Source organism: Sphingobacterium sp. GW821-FHT03E03 (genome assembly GCF_059420745.1).
Window position 1 is genome coordinate 166,992 of the sequence record NZ_JBWKUH010000008.1, and the last position, 24,719, is coordinate 191,710.

Annotated in this window: 19 protein-coding genes; 13 read left to right on the forward strand and 6 right to left on the reverse strand. The window is 41.1% G+C overall.

The annotated features are described in order from the left end of the window. The first annotated feature begins 2 nt into the window (after positions 1-2). From AC07UV_RS11990 to AC07UV_RS12010, 5 genes are all read left to right on the forward strand, one after another. Positions 3-1,958, forward strand: coding sequence for a RagB/SusD family nutrient uptake outer membrane protein (locus tag AC07UV_RS11990; protein ID WP_495183916.1), 1,956 nt, complete (start codon positions 3-5; stop codon positions 1,956-1,958). Positions 1,959-1,982: 24 nt separating this feature from the next. Further along, entirely contained in the window at positions 1,983-2,336 is a 354-nt protein-coding gene (locus tag AC07UV_RS11995; RefSeq protein WP_165308552.1) for an Ig-like domain-containing protein, read from the forward strand. 181 nt (positions 2,337-2,517) lie between these two features. Next, positions 2,518-3,549, forward strand: a complete 1,032-nt coding sequence (locus tag AC07UV_RS12000; protein WP_495183917.1) for a LacI family DNA-binding transcriptional regulator — start codon at positions 2,518-2,520, stop codon at positions 3,547-3,549. A 156-nt stretch (positions 3,550-3,705) separates the two neighbouring features. Then, positions 3,706-5,166: a beta/gamma crystallin family protein gene (locus AC07UV_RS12005; RefSeq protein WP_495183918.1), complete on the forward strand. Its 1,461-nt coding sequence runs from the start codon at positions 3,706-3,708 to the stop codon at positions 5,164-5,166. Between the two features lie 18 nt (positions 5,167-5,184). Next, a complete protein-coding gene (locus AC07UV_RS12010) occupies positions 5,185-6,579 on the forward strand; it encodes an alpha-L-fucosidase (protein ID WP_495183919.1) in 1,395 nt (464 codons plus the stop codon). A 153-nt stretch (positions 6,580-6,732) separates the two neighbouring features. On the opposite strand, the gene AC07UV_RS12015 is transcribed toward AC07UV_RS12010, so the two are convergent. Further along, entirely contained in the window at positions 6,733-7,125 is a 393-nt protein-coding gene (locus AC07UV_RS12015; protein ID WP_495183920.1) for a DUF1398 domain-containing protein, read from the reverse strand. A gap of 269 nt (positions 7,126-7,394) precedes the next feature. On the opposite strand from AC07UV_RS12015, the gene AC07UV_RS12020 reads away from it, so the two are divergent. Continuing rightward, complete coding sequence (locus tag AC07UV_RS12020; RefSeq protein ID WP_495183921.1) at positions 7,395-7,742, forward strand: DUF3024 domain-containing protein; 348 nt, start codon at positions 7,395-7,397, stop codon at positions 7,740-7,742. Between the two features lie 69 nt (positions 7,743-7,811). Here the strand turns inward: AC07UV_RS12020 and AC07UV_RS12025 are convergent, their stop codons facing one another. Next, complete coding sequence (locus AC07UV_RS12025; RefSeq protein ID WP_495183922.1) at positions 7,812-8,765, reverse strand: LytTR family transcriptional regulator DNA-binding domain-containing protein; 954 nt, start codon at positions 8,763-8,765, stop codon at positions 7,812-7,814. Between the two features lie 375 nt (positions 8,766-9,140). Here AC07UV_RS12025 and AC07UV_RS12030 point away from each other — a divergent pair, with 375 nt between their 5' ends. The 4 genes from AC07UV_RS12030 (at position 9,141) to AC07UV_RS12045 (ending at position 12,805) form a co-directional block, all read left to right on the forward strand. Then, positions 9,141-10,283 (forward strand): HNH endonuclease, encoded by a 1,143-nt coding sequence (locus AC07UV_RS12030; protein WP_495183923.1) that lies wholly within the window; start codon positions 9,141-9,143, stop codon positions 10,281-10,283. Continuing rightward, positions 10,280-11,434: a hypothetical protein gene (locus AC07UV_RS12035; RefSeq protein WP_495183924.1), complete on the forward strand. Its 1,155-nt coding sequence runs from the start codon at positions 10,280-10,282 to the stop codon at positions 11,432-11,434. The genes AC07UV_RS12030 and AC07UV_RS12035 overlap by 4 nt, the downstream gene beginning before the upstream one ends. A 307-nt stretch (positions 11,435-11,741) precedes the next feature. Continuing rightward, positions 11,742-12,284, forward strand: a complete 543-nt coding sequence (locus tag AC07UV_RS12040) for a MauE/DoxX family redox-associated membrane protein (protein ID WP_495183925.1) — start codon at positions 11,742-11,744, stop codon at positions 12,282-12,284. Positions 12,285-12,511: 227 nt separating this feature from the next. Next, positions 12,512-12,805: a hypothetical protein gene (locus AC07UV_RS12045; RefSeq protein WP_495183926.1), complete on the forward strand. Its 294-nt coding sequence runs from the start codon at positions 12,512-12,514 to the stop codon at positions 12,803-12,805. A gap of 49 nt (positions 12,806-12,854) precedes the next feature. Here the strand turns inward: AC07UV_RS12045 and AC07UV_RS12050 are convergent, their stop codons facing one another. Genes AC07UV_RS12050 through AC07UV_RS12060 form a run of 3 tightly spaced genes read right to left on the reverse strand, consistent with a single transcriptional unit; the run spans position 12,855 to position 19,387 of the window. Continuing rightward, positions 12,855-14,216 carry a RagB/SusD family nutrient uptake outer membrane protein gene (locus AC07UV_RS12050; protein ID WP_495183927.1) on the reverse strand — a complete coding sequence of 454 codons (1,362 nt, stop codon included), beginning with the start codon at positions 14,214-14,216 and terminating at the stop codon, positions 12,855-12,857. Positions 14,217-14,220: 4 nt separating this feature from the next. Continuing rightward, complete coding sequence (locus AC07UV_RS12055; RefSeq protein ID WP_495183928.1) at positions 14,221-17,415, reverse strand: SusC/RagA family TonB-linked outer membrane protein; 3,195 nt, start codon at positions 17,413-17,415, stop codon at positions 14,221-14,223. Beyond that, complete coding sequence (locus AC07UV_RS12060) at positions 17,402-19,387, reverse strand: TlpA family protein disulfide reductase (protein ID WP_495183929.1); 1,986 nt, start codon at positions 19,385-19,387, stop codon at positions 17,402-17,404. Before AC07UV_RS12060 ends, AC07UV_RS12055 begins: the two co-directional genes overlap by 14 nt. Before the next feature lie 1,109 nt (positions 19,388-20,496). Between AC07UV_RS12060 and AC07UV_RS12065 the strand changes: the two genes are divergently transcribed. Together AC07UV_RS12065 and AC07UV_RS12070 are read left to right on the forward strand one after the other, a co-directional pair. Beyond that, positions 20,497-21,045, forward strand: coding sequence for a hypothetical protein (locus AC07UV_RS12065; protein ID WP_495183930.1), 549 nt, complete (start codon positions 20,497-20,499; stop codon positions 21,043-21,045). Between the two features lie 34 nt (positions 21,046-21,079). Further along, positions 21,080-21,790 (forward strand): carboxylesterase family protein, encoded by a 711-nt coding sequence (locus AC07UV_RS12070; RefSeq protein WP_495183931.1) that lies wholly within the window; start codon positions 21,080-21,082, stop codon positions 21,788-21,790. 31 nt (positions 21,791-21,821) lie between these two features. On the opposite strand, the gene AC07UV_RS12075 is transcribed toward AC07UV_RS12070, so the two are convergent. Next, positions 21,822-22,802 carry a hypothetical protein gene (locus tag AC07UV_RS12075; protein WP_495183932.1) on the reverse strand — a complete coding sequence of 327 codons (981 nt, stop codon included), beginning with the start codon at positions 22,800-22,802 and terminating at the stop codon, positions 21,822-21,824. A gap of 280 nt (positions 22,803-23,082) precedes the next feature. Between AC07UV_RS12075 and AC07UV_RS12080 the strand changes: the two genes are divergently transcribed. Further along, on the forward strand, positions 23,083-24,642 hold the full coding sequence (locus AC07UV_RS12080; protein ID WP_495183933.1) for a type I restriction-modification system subunit M: 1,560 nt from the start codon (positions 23,083-23,085) through the stop codon (positions 24,640-24,642). Positions 24,643-24,719 lie beyond the last annotated feature (77 nt).

A 24,719-nucleotide genomic window follows, 5' to 3' on the forward strand; every position in this document is an offset into this window, starting at 1 on the left:
TTATGAAAAAGAACATATTCAGATTAATCGTGATCGGTGCAGCATCATCTCTCTTGTTGACCCAGTCCTGTAACGATAAATTTTTACAACTAAGTCCTGAGACCGACCTATCGAAGGACAACTCATTATATACTGAAACCGAATTGAAACTCTACCTGAATAACCTCTATAGCCGGTATATTCTAGGGCATGGTACGGGCTGGGCAGATGCCAAAGTCAATCCCAATGTGGTTGGCGGCAGCCATCTGCTGGCCAGCGATTTTATGACCGACAATATGGTCCGTTATGGCAATATCAGCAGTATCCTGGATAACACATTTATTCCGCCAAATGGAGGCGCTTCGGTCGACTGGACATGGGAAAATCTGCGCTCGGTCAATTATTTCATCCAAAACTACACAAATGCATTGCCCGCGGTCAATAATGACATTACCCGACTGAACAAATATATCGGGGAGGCGTATTTCTTTAAATCCATGGATTATTATCGCAAACTGATGTTGTTTGGCGATGTACCCTGGATTTCTAGTGATTTCAATATCGACAGTAAGGAATTGTTCAATCCTAGGGATAAGCGCACCGTGGTCGCTGATTCCTTAATGAAGACGATCGATATGGCCATTGCGGGACTGGAAGGCGTCACCGGCCGTCCCGATGGACGCATCAATCAGGATATGGCACTATTTTTAAAAGCACGGATAGGCCTGTTCGAAGGTTCCTTTCGAACCTATCACAACGAGCTATCCTTGCAAAGTACAGCAAAATCTTTCCTAGAAGCTTCTGTAGATGCCTGTGAAAAAATCATAGCCACTGGTCGCTATCAGCTCTATGCCACAGGCGATAGCCCTTATTGGAAAATGTTTACGTTTAAGAAAGACCCAAATTCTGACGGTAATAAAGAGGCTATTTTGGCCAGGGTATACAATGGTACTGTGGTGGGCCATGCCACTCAACGGTATTGGGATCAGAACAACAGTGTCTCAGGCGGGCGACCAGCGGGAGGTGCAACACGTGGGCTTATTGACGAATACCTCTGTATTGACGGGAAACCGATCTATACCTCGGGCGCGGCTGGCAACTACACTGCCAACCCCCTATTCAAAGGATATGATGGCCTATGGTCCGAACTTGAAAACCGCGATCCGCGCCTGAAGCAGACCATTAATTATCCAGGTGAAAACCGCTCCCTGTTTAACAGAACGGATGGGACCACCAGTCTCGAAAAAAATGGGATTACCTATCCTCGACTATCCTATAATGTAGGCGGCGGCACAACTGTGACGGGCTACCTTCCCATTAAACACTGGATGGGCGACCGGACCGAAAATGAAGCGACAACAAACGGCCAGCAAACGGCTATCGAATTCCGCTATGGCGAAGTGCTACTGATGTTGGCCGAAGCAAAAGCAATCTTAGGTACGCTGACCCAGAATGATCTGGACCGGACGATCAACCTGTTGCGCCAGCGCGCAGGATTTGACTTTGCAAAATATCCTGGCAGCAAATTAGAGCTTGGCAACCCGCCGGCAGACCCCAGGCTTGATGAGATCTACGCGTCCAAACTTGATTATGCCGTTAGCCCTATCATCCGTGAAATCAGGCGTGAACGTCGTGTAGAAATGGTCTTGGAAGACCGCCGTTACGAAGACCTGATGCGCTGGAAAGCCGGCAATCTGATGACCGTTCCCTTACGTGGAATGAAATTTACAGCCGAAAAAGGAAAACTATACGATGGTTCGCATACCGCAAAACCTATTATCGCCCTAAAAGAAGAAGTCAATAAAGACATCTTTTTGGATAATAATGGATTTATTATCGCATATCCGAGGAGTGCCACCATCACAAACGGCGTCGCATTATGGGCAGACTACCGCTACTATTGGCCATTACCTTTATATGACCTCACGTTGGACGGTAGCCAGCTGGTTCAGAACCCAGGATGGTTGGGTGCAAAATAATGAGGATAAAAAAGAAATAATATCATGAAAATTAGATCAAATATATACCTATTGCTAAGCTGCCTGTGCGGAAGTTTAGTTTTTCATTCCTGCAAAAAAGATCTTGGTCCGATCAAAGACAATTTAACTGTTCGGGAGGCCGTAAATTCGGGGGGCTTTATGCAGATCCCTGTTAAAATCGGTACACCGCTCCAGATCAATCTGGCAGTCAATCCCGGAAACCGTACTGTAACAGACGCGACCTATAGCAACAAACATCCTGAAATTGCCACGTATAGCAATACCGGGCTGGTTACTGGCTTAGCCGTCGGCAAGGACACTGTCACCATACGATCTGGCGAACTCAATGTATGGTATATTGTCAATGTCACGAACTAATAGCCGACAGTCGGTCAAAAAAATGGTAGAGGTGACCATCGCTTTAATTTAGCGTGTTTAGTTTGACTATCAGGCCGGATGGCCTGATAGTCTTCTTTTATTGACCCCCGAAAATAGCACCGCCAAAAACTAGCGATAGACAAGCGATAGTAAATGAAAGGGATAAAAGCAATTCCAACACATGAAAAGAATAACGATAAAAGATATTGCCAAGGCCATGGGCTACTCCATAGGCACTATATCCAAAGCGCTCTCGAATAGTCACGAAATCAGCCCGTTAACTAAAGCTGAAATTCAAAAATTTGCTAATGAGAATGGTTATCAATCCAATCAATATGCTAAACTATTGCGTAAGGGGCGAACAAATATTATCGGTATGATTGTTCCTTCGATCGGCAATCCATTTTTCTCGCAGATTCTCGAAGGTATTGAAAGAGAGATGTCCGAAACGAATTATAACCTGATCATTATGCAGAGCGCAGACGACCCGCAGCTTGAATTGAAACATTTAGAAATGTTATCTAAAAAGGGTGCAGACGCTGTCGTCATTGCAGCTACAGGGAATAATATTTCGTTAAAATATCTCCAGCGGTTAAAAGATGAGGGTACCCCTATTGTCCTTATTGACCGGACCAATTATAATATAAATACGTATAAAATTGGAATAGATAATTTTAAAGTGGTTTACCAAGGTATTTCTCAGTTGATCAATCGGGGCAAAAGGAAAATTCTGTTTATTTCCAATCTGTCGCCGGGAACATCAACCGAGCGCCGGCGTGGTTATATTCAATGTCTGCGGGATTTTGACATCGCTTATAACTCGGATTATCTCCTATCGATAGAAACCAATAGCGAAAGAACGGATGTGTTGGATCAATTAAAAAATCAGCTCACACATCTCGTTAATTCAAGTAGCCCGCCCGAGGCAATTTTTACAGCCTCAGATCAACTTACCTATTTAACCTTAGAGGCTTTACAGGCTATCGGAATAGCCGTACCGGATCGTTTAGCCCTGATCGGTTTTGCTAATTTTCAATACACAAATATTTTTCAGCCGTCATTGTCAAGCATTGTACAGCCTTCGCGTGAAATCGGATCTCAGGCTTTCGCTATTCTCCATAAAATTTTGGACAGTTCGGATAACGAGATTGCAGCACGGTATCAAAACATTGAATTACAAGCTTCTATCCTGACACGCAAGTCCTCTGAATAAGTAAATCAATTGAAACGTTTTCGTAAGTTACGCAAACGTTTGACTTAAACGCAAATCACTATAAATCAAAATATATTCTCTACTATAGATTTGTGTTTGGGTAGATCCTAAGTAACCCATACGCATCAACAATTATAAATACTTATTTCAAAAGTTATGAAAAAACAAACAAAAAAATGGATGCAGATCATTCAGGGAATTGCATTGTCAACCACTGTCCTATCACTTTTTTTCGCCTGTTCGAAGCCATTGCCCGAGCAAAATACGGCAGAAATCCGACGGTCAAAGGCCTCCTCCAACGATGGTGTCATCGACACATCCCTGTCCAATCTTAAATTTGTAACGAATCCGGTAAACCTCAATATCATTATGTTTGTACCTACAGACAATCCAGCCTTACCCGGCTACAAACCCCGGCTATCGCAGCTGTTTGTCCATTTTCAGGACTGGCTACACAATGAAATGGGGCGCTATGGCTATAGCAATTATCTGGGCCTGGCAAAAGATTCTACAGGCCTGGTCAACATTATTGAAATTCCGGCCGCGGGAGCTCAGGCAGACTACCCCTACAGTTCAGCAATATCAGCCGGTAAAATTATAAATGAAATTAATACATACAAGGCTGCCCATCCAGGCCAGTTTTCATCCAACAATCACTATTTAGTCCTTTTGCCGGCAAGGACAGACGGCGATAACAGCCAGCCGTTCTATGGCTATGGCAAATACTGCTTTGCGGTGGACAATTCCTCCATGTCTGTCAATGGAATTCCAAATCCAAGCTCAAACTACCTCGGCGGTATGCTACATGAATTGGGCCATGGATTAAACCTACCTCATAACCATGCTAAATATATCAGTGAAGAACCTACATTGGGCACATCACTGATGGGAAGTGGCAATGTGAGCTTTAGCAAGGGACTGCCTACTTTCCTAACCGGCTCCGATGCAGCAATTCTCAGCAGAAATGAAGTTTTTCAATCTGCCGTGGCGACTGCCAGTCCTTACCAAGCGCCCAGTTATTCCATCCAACCTCAATTTGCCATTGACAACAGTCAGCAAAAAATCTTTATTACAGGAAATTATACATCTAATTTACCTGTGAGCGAGATATTGGTCTATATGGATCCCAATGCGAACAACGAAGGTACCGGGGCCAACAAAGATTACAATGCAGTCACATGGAAATTTACGCCGCTTTCTTCAGGTAGCATCCAAGGAACAATAGACCTCAATGAACTTTACTACAAAGGCAATACACCTTACGAACTTAAAGTAAAATTATTATTGCAAAATGGATACACCACGTCCAATGTTTACGACTTCAACTATGTCAACGGGCTCATGACGACCAATCAAGATTCGGTGTATACCTATTCCAATGCATCCTATGCCGGTGTGAAAGGGAGCTTTGGTAAAGGGCAATATACCACATCGGATTTATTGGCAAAAGGCGTGACAGACAATAGCATTTCGTCCATTAAAGTGGGCGCCAATGTTAAAGTCACGTTATACAACGGAAATAATTTTACTGGCGATAGCCTCGTCGTCACATCTTCGTCTTCCTACCTTTCGACTTTCAACGATAAAGTTTCATCTATGAAAGTACAAAACCGTTAGAAAAGGCTGATAGCTACGATGAATACATTAATTTTTAATAACATAAGAACAATCCTGCTTCTGCTATTTGCTTTGGCAGGATTGAACCTGTTCGGCCAGCCCGCCCCCTGGTTTACCGATGGCAAATTTGGTCTGTTTCTGCACTGGGGGCTGTACTCCCAGACGGCAGGGGACTGGAATGGGCACCCCACCAAGGGCGGTGAGCATTTTATGCTCTACGAGCGGATCCCCGTTAAGACCTATGCCAAGATCGCCGATCAGTTTAACCCGACCGGCTTTGATGCCGACCGCTGGGTGCGGATGACCCATGACGCCGGCATGAAGTATATTGTGATCACCGCCAAGCATCACGATGGCTTTTCGATGTACAATTCGACTGTCAGTGATTATAATATCGTCAAGAGAACGCCCTGGGCCAAAGACCCGATGTTGGCACTTGCAGCAGCCTGCAAGAAATATGGCTTAAAGCTCTGCTTCTATTATTCCCTGGGCCGTGATTGGGAGAACCCCGATGTACCGACCAACTGGCCGACTAAAGCCGGCCGCAGCAATACCTGGGACTACCCCGATGAAGATGCCAAAGACCTCAACAAGTATGTTGAGAACAAGGTCAAACCGCAGCTTCGTGAGCTGCTGACACAGTACGGTCCCATTGGTATTATCTGGTTTGACACACCGGAGCTGATTACCAAAAAACAAAGCCAGGAGATCCGTGATCTGATCCACTCCATTCAACCCCAGTGTATTATCAATAGCCGGATTGGTAACGGTCTGGGCGATTATGCCGTGGTCGAGCAAACACTGGTTTCAACAGCGCGGAAGAACTGGGAGGCCTGCATTACGATGAGTGAAAATTGGGGCTATAACCGGCATGATCAAAACTGGAAAAGCCCCGAACTGCTCGTCCGCAACCTGATTGAAGTGGTCAGCAAAGGCGGCAATCTGCTGCTCAATGTCGGTCCGAAAGGCGACGGCAGCTGGCCGGTGGAGAGTGAGGAAAACCTACAGGCGATAGGCACCTGGATGAAGGTCAACGGCGAAGCCCTATACGGCAGCAGCGTCTGGAACGGCAATAAGGAAGTCGCAGCAGCGCAAGTGGCAAAAAAAGAATCCGACAAAGATAAAGCCAGCATGAAGGACGCTGTCAATGATGCGACCCCAAAAGAAATTGTATCAGACTATCGTTTTACGCAGAAGGGGAATGTTGTTTATCTCTTTGTGCGGAGTCCGGCATCAAAAGCGATTGCCATTCCGGAGCTCGCTAAAAACAAGCTTGCGATCAGTTCGATAAGTCTGCTTGGCAACACATCGAAGGTCAGATGGACACAAGGGAAAGGTGCCTTGACATTGACCTTACCGACTGTTAAAGATCCGAGTATACCAATTTATGTATATAAGATTGAATCAAAATAATAGGTTATAAAATCTTTCCCCTTACACAAGCAGATTCCCGGCATATCCATACCGGGGATCTCTTATCCTACTTGATCGCTGCAAGAAACACAAGAATTATAGGCCGTATTTTTGGACAAAGAATAGTATAACTGAATTCGGTGAAGTCCAATTTTAGACCTGAGGAATAGTTTCCACCAAAATGGTCCGCCCAGCTTTATCGTAATACGTACAGGTCATATACTCCATCACGATAGTCCACTTCTCAATACCATACTGTGCGCACATTTTGATAAACGTCAAATAATCTGTTTTGCCCTGTTGATGTGCTTTTAGTTCAGCACTGAATTCATCTGTCCTGGCAGTCGCAGCTATCGTGAGCGGTTTATACTTATCCGGTACGCTGACCCAATAGCCATTTGTTCCATAGTAATCGATATGTCCATCACGAACATACGCTTCGTAATACGTTACCCCCATTGCTTTTATCTCTTTGATATAAGATGGGAAGTCTGCTCCTGACTTTACCTTGCTATGGGCTTCTTGAATCTGTTCTGCTGTAAACATTTTTTATATGAGTTTGTTAAATGGCTCCGAGCTTTTCGGCCCTAGAAAACGCATTGATACATCAACAGGCCTATCATAAATCTCTATCTGAAAATACTGAAAATCGACTTATTTCACAAGCTGAATTTCCACTAAAAAATAGCCGATCTGTAATTGCTAGATTTTGATGGTGCGTTTGTAAACTGAAAAATATTAGCAGATTTCTATGTACTTAAAGGCGGAAATATTATCTTTCAGGCTCAAAGTGCATTCGACAATTAAATAAAAATATGGGAGACAATAAAGACATTATCTCGATGGCAGAAGTACAGATCAGGAGCTTTATCGAATCGAAAAAACCGCAGGATGCGGAGGTGCGGAAGAAGCTGGATTTTGGATACAGCTGGGATGGGCAGACTGCGTTATTGTTTGAGATACGCCCGCAATGGAATAACCCAACTCATATCTTACATCTTGAATTCGCAAAATTAAAGTATATCAAATCAAGCAAACAATGGAAGCTATATTGGCGACGGGCTTCCGGTAAATGGGAGGCTTACGAACCTATGCCATCAAGTGATCTACAAGAGCTGCTGACTGAAATCAGCCATGACGGTTATGGCTGTTTCTTTGGATAATAAGGAGGCCTATGTCTACGACCTAGGCCGTTCTTACAGAAATTATAAATTACAAACTTTAAAGGTCCCTCATTCCGTATCAAACCAGCGTTTAAAGTCAGATGCATCCTGGCGGCTGACAAATACATCCTCTTGCTGCTCAAAATTCGGTTTCAGTTCAATCGTCAATACACCATTCTCTAACGTATTATATCCTTTGATGATACTCCGATTGACGATATAACGCCTGTACATCAGGTAGTATTGATTATGGTCGAGTACTTTCATCAATGTCTCAAGACTATAGTTGTGTGTATACTCCTTGCTACTCGTCAAGGTCAGGAGCTTTTTATCATTAGCCGAGCTTTTGATAAATGCGATGCTGTCAAGTGCGACGTAGTTATCTTCATAGCCGTATTTTACCCCAAGACGAGGTGCGAGCTTGACCGCATCGGAAAAGTCCTCGCCACCCTCATCCTCCAATTTCAGCTGCAGCTCTTCATATTCAATAAGTAACTCCTTGAGCGCAGTCCTTTCAATTTCCGCCTCTACATATTGATCTTTAACAAATCGGGAGAATCGGATGATGTATATCAGCAAGAATAGCAGGTTCAATATGAATATGAACAAAAAGACAAACCTGAATTCGTTGCGCATATATGGACCAATAGCATCCATTCCCTTTGCGGCTAACGGTAGAAACACCAACAGCACCAGGATCGTTGTGAGCAAGGTAGGGACCAATAGTCCATAGACAATTTGCCGGATCAGGCGTGGCTTGAAATCTGTCAGCCAGGATCTCCTTCTATCCATGTACCGATTAAATAAATGCGCTCCGTACAATACGCATAACGTAATAAGTGAGGAAAGAAACCAATAGAGATAAAACCTGGGCTCTGCATAGCGTTTATCAAAAACCAGAAACTTGCTCGGTGAACAGAAGAAATTGCCGATCAGAATAGACAAGAATAATTGAAGTCTGATCGAAAAGTAGTTGACCTGAATCTCTGAATGAAATCTCTCGATTAATTTTTTTGTTTGCATGAAGTTTTCAAATTGGTTAAGGCAGGTAAAAATAACTAATTTCCTAAATAAAAAATTGGCAGATCCTTAAAAGAGTGCTGCAGGATTCCGTAAAAATTTACGGAATCCTGCTTTTTTTTAATCCCTGTCTCCAATACCGATAACCGTTCATCCCATAATCTCGTTTTTGTCCAACAGTACAAAAACAACTCCTACGCACTCTAAAAGCAGGATTTACGTCTCATCCCCACTACGGTTCGTCTGTTGACATCGGCTTTACCTTGCCTTCTAGGCAATACCTTGTTAATTTTATAGTAGGGGAATTTTTAAGGATAACTGAATATATCACGCCGGTTAGCGCGAGCCATTATGAGTATTATCAATAAAAATATAATTATGAGAAGATTAAGAATAACACATGGACCATCGTTCTACCGCTCCCCCGTAGATCAATGTTTTTACTGCGAGCGCCATCTGAGTGGCTATAATAACTGGACTAACCTGCAGCGATGCAATGACCTATTCCGTCCGTCAACAAAATGGTACGGAAATAAGATCCGGGTCACCGTGTGCCATACCTGCCAAAGAGCCAAATCGCGACTTGAGCCTGAAGAATTCCTAGAAATACTGCAAGAGTGCTCTGAGCGCCAGCAGGAGTTTAAGTATATTGATGTGTCGCGGATCCAGACCGTGATCAGAAACGTATCATATATCCTGAATCAACTGGAGCCAAATCTCCATCAACGGAATCTCTCAATTGTCAAAAAAACGGACTCCGAAAAACCGCAATTAAAATATCAAGATGTAACGGGCGCACAGTCCATCAATGAAGCAGCAGCACAAATCAATACAACCCTCACCTGCTACTACTGCGACAGACCATTAGACATTTCTCGGAAAGATACCAGTCGCCAGATTACCCGAGACCATGTACGCCCTATTTCCAAACATCCTGACTCAAGGCTGATTGTATTCAGCTGTCACCGCTGCAATAATACCAAGGCGAATGATGAGCCTGAAATTTTTCTGAGCAAACTAAAAATTGCCCATTATCATGAACAGAATTATAAAAAAATACCCTACCACCTGTTAAGCACGATAATTATTAATCTACGCAATTTAATCAATAAGTCCTTACAGCCATTTGCCTCATACCCTATTCTGGAAACGCTACAGCTCTACGATCTTCCGGCCCTGCGGCAGCAGCTCCACGACAAAAAAACACAGCTTTGGCTCGACCAGCTCGATGATTATGCATTGTTGGAACTGCTCTTAGTATGTCTGAGTGTGCGGACCAAGCGGTCAAGGGAGGGCTTAGCTCACGATGCTGCTTTTTGTAATATCATGCCCTGGCAAGAGCGGTTGGAACTCGCTTTAACGATCGGTTGGATCTCGGCATTCTACCGCATCGATACCAGCGATTTTCACTCCCTCATGGACGAGAAAGAGTTTGATCAATTTTATATTTTAAACAATCGGGGCCGTGCCATTTTACAGCTGGAGATGACCTGCAGTCAACAACAAAATAGGGAATCATGATCAGATCATTAAACCAATTGGAAGATGCAATCAATGCGTACGGCATATTGCAAGATAGTCTGAAAGGCAGCTCCATCCCAAGCGACAAGTCTATTGTAATAGCCTGTGATGATCTGATCCGCGATTCAGAACAGCATTATATCAGCCATGCCAAATCGGGTATGGCCAAGGAATCCTTTAGGCGCTATTATACCAAATTCAGGCTGCTTTTTGATAGACTATATCGCTATAAAGCCTACCAGTCCGATAGCACCATTGTCAAGCTGCACGAAAGTATCTGGCAGAGCATTCTGCATTTTAAAGAGCATATGAACCCCTTGGAAGAGCTCCCCATATACGACCAACAGCTTCTCAAAGACAGTAGCCTGACAAGGCTGACTAAATTATTTGCCCGCTTACACGCAAAGCAACTCGATGAGGAGTATCTCTTAGAAATTCGATATGGCATGGACAGTCTATTTGATGAGCACAAGCCACCCAAGTTACTCTTTTATCATTGCGAATGGCTCAATAGCTTTCTCATGGCATTGGAAAGCATTGCCTACGATACCCGCGACAAGTCCTACCCGAAGCGGTTTATGGAATTGCTGATCCGGTACAATTTTAACTATCTCGGTCTCCGCAATCGGTGGAAAGAAAATATTGATAGACAATTGAACACATTATGCAGGGCTGACCAGCTGTCTGGCCTCCTGCTTTTAGAAAAAGAAATCACCCATTACCAGCCCTTTCCTAATAGCTGCTATGATATCGAGCAACCCCATCTCAAGGCTATGATGAATGAATATATTTGCGCTGAACTGGATTATGTCGAAAAAATCTCAAACCTAGAAGCGGAGGACAAAGATACTCGGGATCAGATTCCTGGACCTTCCAGCGGAATCCATATGACGCTTACAGGAGAAGGAATCACCTGCCTGTTCCATTATTCCAACAAAGTCGGCCTTTTTAAGAATAAGCATAAAAGTGATGCTGCCGTAGGAGTAGCCCAGCATATGGTCACCAATCGGGGCAACCGCATCACCGCCAATCAACTGTCCAAATTCAATAAATTTGAACATATATTTAGCCTATATCTCGTTGAAGATAAGCTCAAGGAAATGCTCCATTTCATAAAAAAGGACATTGAAGAAGTCGAGCTAAGAAAATAATTTAGGATTTAAAACCCTTTCTAAAACAGCTTAAAACGTCTTTTCAGAAAAACTAGGGGGATTCCACTTTATCCCCCTAGTTGGCTTAAACTCCAGATCACTATCCTTGTCCCAGAAACTGAACACTCCTCCCCTTCAGTGCGGTTTTCCTCCATTAGCATCTATCCACATAATATAGCCCATCTCCCCTTTTTCAAAACGCAAAATTGTTTAAAGTACTTTAAAGGCTGATTCATCAGCTCAATCCTTCTAGATAAGATTGAGCCGCTTTACCCTTCCTTTGCTTTCAGACTTACACAGTATAACAATGAAAGCAAAAAAGATTATATACCAGATCATCCTCATTACACTGATGGTTCTTTGGATCCCGATCAGTCTAGACAAGTTTATCAACTTTGAGCTATTCAGATCAGCCATGATACAGCAGCCTTTTAGCGATCAGTTGGGTATGTACCTAGCCTATACTTTGCCTCCTCTCGAGCTTGCCGTTGGTCTACTTTTTATAGCGCCAAAGACACGGTTGTGGGCATTTGGCCTATCATCGCTACTGATAAAAGTCTTCGTAGCTTACGTAGGCTTAGCTGTCCTGAAAGTATGGGGCAAATTCCCCTGTGGTTGCGGGCTCGTATTCCAACATTTGGGTTGGACGGCTCATCTCTGGCTAAATATGGGATTTTTGATTGTCAGCTTGCTCGGTTTATGGTTTGAGCTGAAGGTAGTGAAAAATCAATCTTCGATCAATCGAAACATCGGAAATAACGCCAGTCATCATAATGGAATTGTGCAAATGGATTCAGGTCCACCAACTGCGACAAAATTGAAAACCAGTCCTAGGTTACAAAAAGAATAGTGTACCACATCAACGGCGGAACTTGGATTCAAGGCTAATCTGGGTAAAGGGCGCGTCTGCCAAAAGACACTTACTGTATTCCCGCGCTGTTGTCGATGGCTACGTACAGAAAACCGACACACCGTAGGGACCAAAAAAGACATGAAATTAAAATAAAAAACTTAAAAATTAAAAACATGAAAAATTTAGTTAATTCAATTAAAAAACACGGCTTAGCCGTATTTGCCATGACACTTTTATTAGGTTATGGAGGTTATAGTTATGCAAAATCGATGTTTAGTACGCCTTGGTATGAAATTACCAGTATGGCACCTAATCCAAACAACGACCAATTGGGAAGTTCAACGGCTGATCCGACTTCGGGTGGAGAATGTGATCTCCCTGAAGAAGACATTCGTTGTGCCGTACAATTTAACAATCCGAACAATCACGATCTTACAAACAAAACCGTTGCTCAAGCTTTGGCATTATCTGGTGTAACCATAATTGATTACACGTACAGAGATGATCCAAACAACTAATTTATGCCTGTTATCCAGTCCTGGCGGGGGCTGGATAATAGACTAATAACTAAGGGTTTTGTTCAATATTGCTTTTTAGCATCACGTCTTTAGGAATAGGAAAAATATATCGGGCACTATTTGGTAATAGTTTGTATTCCTGACCGTTCACATTACGCTTCAATATCACTACATGATCTTGTTCTCTATTCAAACGCCTTAGATCAGACCACCTTATCCCTCGTAAGAACAAATCTTTCTGTCGCTCCAATAAAACTAGTGCTAATGCTTGCTGCTGAGAGACATCTGCTATCGGCTGGAATTTACCTGTAATGAATCTCTTAGATAGCAGCTCATTTAGTACATTTATTCCTTTGTCATAGCGCCCCAATCTCATTGCACATTCAGCCTCATTGAGCAGTAATTCATCCCAAGCATATCCAACAAAATAAGTTGCATTTCCCAAATAAGACCCTTTATAAAGAATATTACCTTTGGCATCCTTTTCAAAAAACAACTTTTTCCGAAGGTCATTATCGTCATAACTGTTATAGAATTCCATTGGTATTAAAGTCTTTGTTTTACTGAAAAAATTAGTACTATTGGATCCATCCAGATAGATTATTTCTTCATTCCCTTTTCCATAGGTGGGAAAGGGATACGCTTTGGTACCGGATATTGTATTGTAGTCTAATAAAACACCGCCAATAGCTCTGGCCTTGATGGCACAGTCCAACGATTTTTCGTAGTCGCCAAGTTGCATATAACACCGCATCAATAACATGTACGCGGCCACTTTATTAGGTGAATACACATCTCCACTTCTACTAGGCAACAAATCTATGGCCGACAGCAGGTCCTTGATCATCTGATTATAGATCTGTGTTACCGTTGACCGTGTTGTCATCAGATTAATATCACTTTCCAATTTAAGTGGTATGCCAAATCTATCCCATTCTGGCAAACCCGGAGGAGCAGCGAATTGTTGGGCAAGGCTAAAAAAAGCATCAGAACGGATAAACAAAGCACTGCCTTTTATTCTGTTATAGTCCGCATTTTGATTGGAAGCTTGCATCTGATCCAATCTTTCGAGGATTACGTTTGTGTAGAGGATCCGTTTATAAGCGTTGTTCCAATCCGGCACATTCTCTTCCACGTCCAAGATTCCATCAGACCAATTATAGGCAAGTTTCTGCAGCTCCGAACTTGCCAAATTCCAGGTATTATCCTCGACATAAAACTCACCCGCTGCAATTGTGCCCAAAGATTTTCCCGCACCGACATTTATCGTCGCATAGTCATTCAACAACGCATCCAAATCTTTCAACGATTGAGGAATGACCTGAGACTTGTCCCTTTTCAAGTCCAAAAAATCAGGGTTACAGCCCGTTATAAAAAGCAACATAGCTAAAATCATATTTCTCATTTTCATCGTATTAAAGGTTAATCTGAAAGCCCATAATCCATGTTCTCGGATTAGGGTAAGTAACATTGGGCATGTCAGGAACGAGCCCCAAAGAATTTGCCCGATAGATCCATCCTACATTCCTGACTGTTGCAAACAGCCGACATTCTTTATTTTTTAAAAAGACCGGAAATGTGCGATAGGAAAACTGTAGGTCGGCCAATCTCAAAAAACCACCTTTTTCATACATCAGGGCCGAATTGACATAGAGTTCATCACGGCTGAGGTTTTTATCGGCAGGAAATACTGGAACAGATGTTCCAATTTCATCGCCTGGATTTTGCCACCTTTTTAAATAATCAGTATGTCCTACACCACCGGTGAATAACTGGCTGTAATTGATCGTATTTCGCCGAAAATAAAAACCAAATTTATAGTCCACACTCGCACTCAAGGAGAAGTTCCCATAAGAGAACGTATTGCGAAATACACCTGCATAGGGTGGAAATTTCACCCCCATATCTTTGAGGTCCTCCATCCTTGCATTATTTATATAAGCATTGTATTCCTTCGTACCATCCGGAGCCAAGAGTTCACCTGTCGCGGGATCCAAACCACCTGATTGCCATGCATAATTAAGATCAAGACTCTTACCCACAATAGGAATCGGTGTGGAGACCATTGTAGACATCGTCACATTGGAGTTTGCCTTATAATCTAGCACTTCGTTTGCCGAATAGCTTAAGGAAAGAGCGCTATTCCATTTCAAACGATTCTTACCAATGCTGGTATTTAATATCAGATCTACACCGCGGGTACGCAGCTTGGCATAATTCATCAAATTATTGATCTGATAGAAACCCGATGTTTCGAAAATCCCTGTGGTAGGATCCATAAAATTTACACCGATCAGATCACTTGCATTCTTTTGGTAGTATTCCACTGAACCGGACAGCAAATTGTTAAACAGCCCAAAGTCTAGCCCGATATTGACCATACGAACCTTTTCCCAACGCAATCCCGGATTCCCAACACTTTTTAGCTGTGCATAGTTTTTTTGAGTAACAAAATTGACGTCACTAAAAAACGACGTAATTGGATAGACGCTAACTGTGTTATTTACATTGCCGCTTACGCCATAAGTTGTCCTTAATTTTAAATTATCTATCCAATCTGATTTCATCCAACCAAAACGATCCAAATTAACCGCAGCACCCGCAGACCAAAGCGGCACTCCTTTTTGATTGGTCTTGACACCAAATAAGTTGGACGCATCCCAACGCAGACTAGCTGTAAGCGACAGCTTTGAATCGTAAGTATAGGCACCATTGAAAAAATAAGATAAAAATCGATCTGTCAACGAGACCATCCCAATTGGAGCAATAGGTACAGTCGCTGAACCCAAGGGCCGCAAGGGATAGAATGTGGTGTAATCCAGATTTGCCTGCGCAGTCAATACATCATCGCTGTAGCCATACAGTCTATATCCGGGGTTGGAGAAGCTTTTTGTCTCGCGAAGCTCTGCCCCTGCAATGGCATTGATCACATTCTTCTCGCCATATCGCCCATTAAAATCCAACTGAATTCTTCCAGACTGCGATGATACCTCGTTGTTAAGCCCTTCTTTAATGGCTCCCTCGGGAATAATACGTTTTAGATCGGGTTGCGTGTACTGATTTACCAGATTTCGAACATAATAAGAGGCAGCATCATAAACATTGGTTTGATCTGTACGGAGCCGTTGATTTTGATATTTCAACGAAAGCTTCAAGCCCTCTCGGACGGTATAATCCATCCCCAAGTTGATCAAAAGATCTTTTGTATTTGATCGCTTGTCTCGAAGTTTAACCTCCTCAAGCGGTACATAGTTCCAGTCTAGGAGGCCATTTTCTATCGCCTGATCTATATAATCTTTGGCATATCGTCCTGTTATCGCAGCAGGAGCACCATTTTTATCGACCAATGCGGTATAATTTGGGAGCTCCCTGCCACCTATTTTTAATCCCTGCAATGTTAAACCATTATTCTGCCCCTCCATCCAGGCGTAATTAATGCCAAAAGAAAGATTTAGACCTTTTGTCAGTTTGATCTGGTTGCGCAGAGCCAGTGTGTTTCTCTTATCGCTATTGCCCTTTACGGTAGAGTTGTTCTTATAGAAGGATGAGGAAAGCCAATAGTTATATACAGATCCACCACCATTAAGCGCCAGATCATATTGCTGCAACAGTGCGGGCCTATAGAGATATTTGCTCGCATCCTTTCTAAGATCACGTTGTGCTAACCAATCCCTTTTCAGACCAAATTCCTTTTCAGAAATGGCATTATTTCTACGATCAATCAGCAAAGAGATATATTCTGGCAAAGCTGAATAATCCGAGACATCAAAATTATCCAGTTCAAAGAGCCTATCCTCTACATCAAGCATCGAAGCCGAAGGAAGGTAACCACTGGAATACGAAAGATCAGGCCGCTGGGACAACTGCCATGTGCTGCCAAATATCAGGTTATTAGATTTTTCAAACTTTCCCTTTTTTGTCGTAATGACGATTACACCATTCCCTGCCCTAGCTCCCCATATGGATGCCGCTGAGGCATCTTTCAATAGAGTTATTGATTCGACGTCGTTTGGATTTATCGAATTCAATGCGCCTTCATACGGAAAGTTATCCAAAATGATCAATGGCTCGGTTTGGGAATTGATCGAGCTCAGCCCTCGCAACCGCAATTTAGGATCCGTTGAAAATTCTCCCGAATTGATTGAGCGATCAAACTGTAATACCGAGCTTATCCCTTCGAGCCGTTCAATAATATTAGGGTCAGGGTTTCTATTCAACAAATCACTGTCAATCATCTCGAAAGAGCCTGTCACCCGCTCCTTTGGAATGCTATAATATCCTGTTGAGACCTCAACTTCCTGAAGCATGTTGATGCTCTCGTGTAGGACTATTTCAAAAAAACTATTTTTACTGGGGTCGACAAATAAGCGTTGTGCTATTTTTCCCGTTCGGGTCACCAATAAGGTATCGGGTCCGACCAATAAAAATTGGAATTGCCCGAGCTCATCAGCCTGTATGAATCTCCCAGATCCGATAAGCTTTAAGCTGACATGACTGAGCCCATTTCCCGCTTGATCTTTAACAATACCTGTCAATCTATTTTGAGCATAAACATGCAGTGAAGCCCATACACTACATATGAACAGCATTAAATATCTATAGATTTTCATGGCCATTGGATTTTGAATTATCAGCTAACTGACCGATGCATAAATAAGGTATTGGCTTTTCCTCGACCAGGACCTGTAGGCCATATTGTTTCAGCAGATTTTGCACATTGGCAAACTTCCGCTCTTGAGCAAGATTCACGGGAAAAGAAAATTTAACCGGAAAATCAGGCGCTATTCCTGTACGATCCCAGATCCGGTATTCTGTCAATCTCAATGAACTTATATTTTTGAGCGCAGTCTCTATAAATAGCTTAAAATGTGGCTGGTCGCCAAAAGGAACAGCATAGTTTTCATAGCCCTTCTTTGGAGGTGTTCGCAATAGCTGAGAAAGCTTTATTTCCGATGACTGCTTTGTTTCTGTCAGTGCCAAAACCGGATAACGTTGCTTTATTCCGAATTTGACCTGCGGTGACAAGCCAAATTTCTGTTCGATAGAACTAGCCAATAGTTTACGTATTTTTGACCTAGCCCCAGTGATTCCGCTATCGCGTGGCACAGTCACCATCATACTAAAGCAGTGCATGCTCTTCCACTGCTGAAGCTGTTTATCTTTAGAAAGATCCCCAGTCCAATTTTCCCTCGGTTTGCTTTTTTCCAGATATGGCAGAAAATCAGCCCCTATTTCCCATTGTAGCGATTGTTTTTTGGACTGATATGGATAGACTATATCCGTATAAGCTTCCCTGTAGATTCGGTCTATGGTCGAATTTATGGCATAGAGAGTCAAAGAATCTTTTGTTTTAAAAACATTAAAATTCGTCTCACTATAGCCATGGATATATCCGACCAATTTCGCATCCTTGGTATCATAAAAGTTTCGATCTGACTGTCCATTTCCCTTCGTAAAAAACACTCGAGTGGTATCGATCAGTTTAACATCTGTTTTATTGAATATCTCCAGATTTTCGCCTATTAAGACAGCGTTTACATTTTCTGTTGTTGCGTATCCAGCTTTTGGAGTAGCTATTACCCGGCCATCTTTAATCCATACCATAAACGGCAATCCCTGATGAGGAAAACGTGTTTTAAGGTAAGTATCCTGAAATATGGTGTTATAATCCCATTTAAAATATGCTAATATTCGAGCGATATCTTTCAACGGCTCGTAGGCAACAGGAATTACGATCACCTTATCCGCGTCCCATGTTTTTTTGAGCGAATCCAATTTTTTTAAAGAGCTCAGGCAAGGGCTACACCATGAAGCCCAAAAGTCCAGTATGATGAGCTTATCTTTATGTGCTTTGAGATTTATCTCTTTAACGACTTTTGACTTCCAGTCAACAGATTTGTGCATGCGGCTATAGAACTCATCATCTACACGATCACCAATAGACATTGCGGCGACTTGAGATAGCCCATCGGCCCCGCTGTCCTTGCGGGGCGTCTGAGCCGATAAACTAAACATAGAAACCATCAGAGCTAATACCATAAGAGCTCTGATGCTCTTCAATGCCTTAAAAGAAAAATTAGATGATTGAAAAACTAAAGCCGAGCATGTCAGCGACATGCGAAAAGTATTTTTATAACCAAACAAATAAGCAAAGCATTTTAAAACCCTCTGAGCCATTAAAATTCCATCAACAACAAAAGAATCGATAACAGAGACATCACGCTCATAAAACGTCTTAAAACCATTAAATTTAAAACAACTCCCCTCTCTTCCATTATCCAATTCGGTATCCTCCCCTTTTGCAGACTGTGCTACAGCAGTATCAGACTTATACCCAAGATCCACCAGTGAGCTACTGACAGCTCGTATCTGTTTAGTACCTCTTTGGTATATCTCCAGTAGCTCTTTAGTACATTCCCAGTACCTTTTTGGTACCCTTTCGGTACACTCCCGGTAGCTTAACCGTGAATCAATGGTAGCTTTTCGTACAAGGAATAGACTACTCAAGTCCCTAGCAGCTCCTAGCCAGATCTGCCCTTTCCGCGGGTTTTCTTCAGCCTTCCTTCGAGTGCTCTTCGGCAACGCTTCGGCTCGGCTTCGAGTCCGCTTCGACAGCGCTTCGGGAACGTCCCGAAGAACAGCCGAACAGCAGCCGAAGCACTCCCGAAGAAGGGGCGACGCAATCTCGAAGCAGGTTCGAAGAAATGTCGAACACCCCCCGAAGCCCTCTCGAAGAAAACCTTGATCTTGTAAGCTTCTGTATCAACCTTTCAGTTGTTAGCTTGCTTCCAATAATCAAGTATGTATATAGTAGCAGAAAAGCACTTTGATAGCATGTTTTTCCTTTGTAAATATGCTTACGCAACAGTTGCGTAAACAGTGCTATATCTGTGCTTAAGGAGTGCTTCACAAGTGCTTTATCTATACTGGTAAAATATAGCCTAAAAAGCATCAATAATTTAAAGGACTGAAGCCCTAATATTTTGGTTTTAATTTGGTTTGAGTAAGAGGAATCTTGTCCAGTAGGCAGTTCACTCCCACCCTTGTAAAAACTGTTCATTTTTAAAGGTGTTGAAGGTGTGACCTATAGGGTTAGAACTCCTGACGATACTTACAAACGCATCCAATGTTCCTAAGCCTAGCTCAGGTCACAAATAAAAAAATTGTTGTAAATGCGGGAAGCGCAAGACGTTAAAATGACAGTTTCAAGTAATTCATAATTGGTTCGATACGTCTTCAGCAGCTAGGAAAGTCATCGTATGACTTTGGCACCGAGCTACTCGGGGGCCGTGATGATGTTTTTTGATTGCTGTTTTTTGTTCATAACTCGTTTTATTGGTAACGAGTCTCTACGAAATATAGGCAGGAAGATGGCCCGCTCCACACTTTGAGATCTTAGTGACACCCAAGGACAAAGGCTTCACAGCAAGACCATCCCCTGCCATTTATCAAATATAGCAAAAGCAGGGCAATGGTTAAAATCTTGCCGTCCCGCGCCTTGGGTGTCAACTTCGATCTACGAGACTCTTAAATATTCTATTTTTTATTACATACTACATTTCAGTATACTTATATACTAACACAAATATAGTTGTTAATTTTTGTAAAACAAAATTTGTTTCTTATTTAAAAACAATAAGCCTAATACAATTTAAGTCATTTGAATGGAAATAGTACTAAAACCATACAAAATGACTAAATTAACAGGAAAGAGCTCAACAGGGAGGAAACCTAGAAAGGATATGTTTCCAGAAATAAGAAAAATATTAGGTCAACACTTGAGAAAATTACGGCAAGAAGATAACTTCTCTTTAGATGATATAGCATTTATGTCTAATTTGTCCAAATCTGCAGTTTGGAATGTTGAAGAAGGAATAAGCTATGATATTGACCAGTACATGGAATACGCATCTACCATGGGCAGAGGATTTCATACTCTTTTTAAAGAGGCAATGATTACTTATTCCGTAGGTCCTAGATTGGCTTTGCCCCCTGACAGGCTGGCTCGTATAAACTTGACTGCAAAAATTAAAGACATGATTTCCTCTGAAGGGTTGTTCAAAGAGGAAACTACAGTGGAGCAAATTGCAAATCTTTTGATTGAAAAAAAAGGTGTCGAAAAAAAATCTAAATTGAGCTCATCCATTTCTACTATTTTAGGCAATTGGGTTAAAGAGGGGGTGTTAGAAAGCAGAAAAGCACGCAATATAAATTATTATAAATTTAGTAAATCGAAATAGAGAATATTTGGAACCAATTCAATGATATATCAAAATGGTCAGTTCAAAAGATAATCTGTTTGCGAGTATTCTTTCAATCATCATTTTTAGCATTTTTATCCCGCAGTCAATTGCGCAAGAAAAACAAAAAGTCAAATATAAACACCTAACCTATCTTCCTAAAAACTATACAGACGCATCCAAGTATCCTCTGGTTATTTACCTACATGGTGGTTCACAAAAAGGAAATGACCTAGAAAAGCTAAAGATCTATGGTCTCCCCTATTTAGTAGACAAGGGAAAGGATTTCGATTTTGTTATGGTAGCACCCCAATGCCCAGACGGAAAATATTGGTCCACGGAAAATTGGTTTGATTCGCTATACAATGAAGTTACCTCAAAATACCGAATCGATAAAAGTTGTGTTTATGTAACCGGAATAAGTATGGGCGGCTATGGAACGTACACTGCAGCATTGGATCACCCCGATAAAATAGCAGCCATTGTTCCATTATGCGGAGGAGTAAACGACAGCGACACCACTCGCATTTGCACGCTCAAAGACATCCCCATCCTGACATTTCACGGAACCGCTGATAATGAAATCTCCGTACACGAAACAGAACGAATAGCAGAATCCCTAAAGAAGTGCAACGGCAATATCACTTTCCATCGGCTTGAAGGTGAAGGGCATGGTATCCAGTATCTCTATGAAACTAAGCCGGAAATTTATGATTGGTTGTTGGGGCAAAGGAAGTCTAATTAATAAATATAATAAGAAAATCCCTTGAAAACTACTATTTTCCAGTAACAAACTTCCAAAAAGTCACATTGATTTCCGAGACCAAAATAGTATCTATATTTCCAAGATTCTCTCTTTCAGTAATAATCACTTTTAAATACCAATTATATGTAGTTGTGGAAGTGGAATAAAATGTCTTCAAATTCTCTATATATGATAAAGTGGTAATTATATTCTGAGCTAATTCAATATCAGGGAAGATAGATTTATACTTGTTAATCAAATTCTTGATTTTATTAAAATATTCCTCAATTTCAGGGAAAGAGAATTTTTCTTTTTTTTGATATTCACTTGTAATAGCATCCAATTCATCAATCATTTGAAAGTATGGATTTTCCTTTCTATAGATATTCCTTTCTATCAACGGTATTGTTAATAGAGTACGTTTAAAACTCTTATTCTCCTCAGAAAATATCAAGTTTTGAACTTTTATTGCAACAGCTTGAGCCAGCAAATTGATCTTATTTATCAAATTATTATACTCTGTATACTTTAATCTATAAAAATCCCTAATACTCAAATAATGACTAATACTATCTATAATACTTGAATAAGCATTTAATATTCTTCTTTCATTTTCCGAAGAAAAGCCCAAAAATTTAATATGATTATAAAACTCATGATATTGAAGATTTTCAACAGATTTAAAAGATGATAAATTTATTATTTTATCAGCGATATCGTACTTCCTCCCATAGCCTATTGAATTAATGGCTTCCTCTATATAATCTTGCAGTGATTTAAGCTCAGTATGTGACTTCTGGATATTCTCTTTGACAAAATCAAATATTTTTTTTGAAGTTTCTTTACTCTCTTTAAAGCGATTAAAATCTGAGTAGCTAATTTGAAAAAATGCTGCCCCCCATGCTGTCAAGCCTGATAGTAGCGCTGTAACTAAAATTATCAACCAATCAGAACTGGATGAGGTTTCCATCCTATCAATATTATAAAATTCAAATACACCAAGTAAAATCATTGACATCTCTTTTTTGAAAAATATTTGTAAGTTGTAAAGCTATACAATATTGTTAATTTAATTATTCTATAAATCAAAAGCCCTATTATCATCAATAATCTCAACGCTCTAGAATTTAACCACTGAACAATAAAAGAATGAGATAACCTAGGATCTATTTCTAAAATCGCTTCTAAAAAAGAATTTCATATTTACCGAAACTCTACGTTTAACGCAAAGACTTTACTATCTTAGTGAATTCTTAAGGATTCCATATCCTCAATCAATAACGCTATTTTAAATGTCTGAAGATCAAAAGAAAATATTGGAGCAACAGCTCTGGAATATTGCAAATACTTTGCGCGGAAAAATGAACGCGGATGAGTTTCGTGATTATATCCTAGGATTTATCTTTTATAAGTACCTTTCTGAAAAAATGGAAATTTACGCAAATTCTATTTTGGAGCAGGACAATATCCAATTCAGGGATATAAAGGAAAATACACAAAAAGGTAAAGAATATATAGAAGCCATTAAAGAAGAAGCTCTCGAAACGCTAGGATATTTTCTTAAACCTTCTGAACTATTTAGCGAAATAGCGAAACGAGGAAGCAGCGGCTCAAATACGTTTATTTTGGAGGATCTACAAAAGATCTTAACAAATGTCCAACTAAGTACGATGGGTACACAAAGTGAAGAAGACTTTGATAACCTATTTGAAGACATGGATCTCAATAGTACAAAGTTGGGCAAAACAGCTGAGGCAAGAAATGCTATTATTGCCAAAGTCTTGGTACACTTGGACGAAATTGATTTCAAATTAGAGCATACGGAACTAGATGTTTTAGGTGATGCCTACGAATATTTAATTGGTCAATTTGCCAGCGGTGCAGGTAAAAAAGCAGGCGAATTTTATACACCGCAAGAGGTTTCCAAAATTCTCGCTAAAATAGTTACCACAGGTAAAAACAGGTTAAAATCTGTTTATGACCCAACATGTGGTTCTGGCTCTCTTCTACTGCGAGTTGCTCGTGAAGTAAAAGATGTTAATAATTTCTATGGGCAAGAGATGAATCGTACAACGTACAATCTTGCGCGGATGAATATGATACTTCATGGTGTTCATTATCTCAAATTTGATATCAAACAAGAAGATACCTTAGAGCATCCGCAACATCTAAACGATATGCCATTTGAGGCAATCGTTGCAAATCCTCCCTTCTCAGCGAACTGGAGTGCCAATCCATTATTCCTCAATGATGATCGATTTAGTCAATATGGGAAATTAGCGCCATCAAGCAAGGCTGACTTTGCATTTGTACAACACATGATTTATCATCTTGCCGAAAATGGCACTATGGCAATCGTATTACCACATGGTGTTCTATTCCGTGGCGCTGCTGAATTGCACATTCGTAAGTACCTAATAGAACAAAAGAATTATTTAGATGCAGTAATAGGTTTACCAGCTAATATTTTCTACGGTACTAGTATTCCGACTTGTATCCTGGTATTCAAGAAGTGTCGGGAAACACCAGACGATATTCTGTTCATCGATGCAAGCAAAGAATTCGAGAAAGTGAAGAATCAAAATATGCTCAGAGAAGAGCATATCAATAAAATTGTCGATACCTACCGTAACAGAGTAGCAATTGATAAATATAGTCACCTTGCAAGCTTAAAAGAGGTCGCTGAGAATGATTACAATCTCAATATCCCACGCTATGTAGATACTTTTGAGGCCGAAGAAGAAATCGATATTCAGGCCGTGATGCAAGAAATCAAATCCTTAGAAGCCAAACGAGCTGAACTCGATAAGGAGATTGAGGTTTATTTCAAGGAACTAGGCCTTGTCTTTTAATTTTTTTAATCCTTAATGTTTATACTAACGAAAACTAAAGTATCAAGATGACGACTAAAAAATTAAAAGTAAGTAAC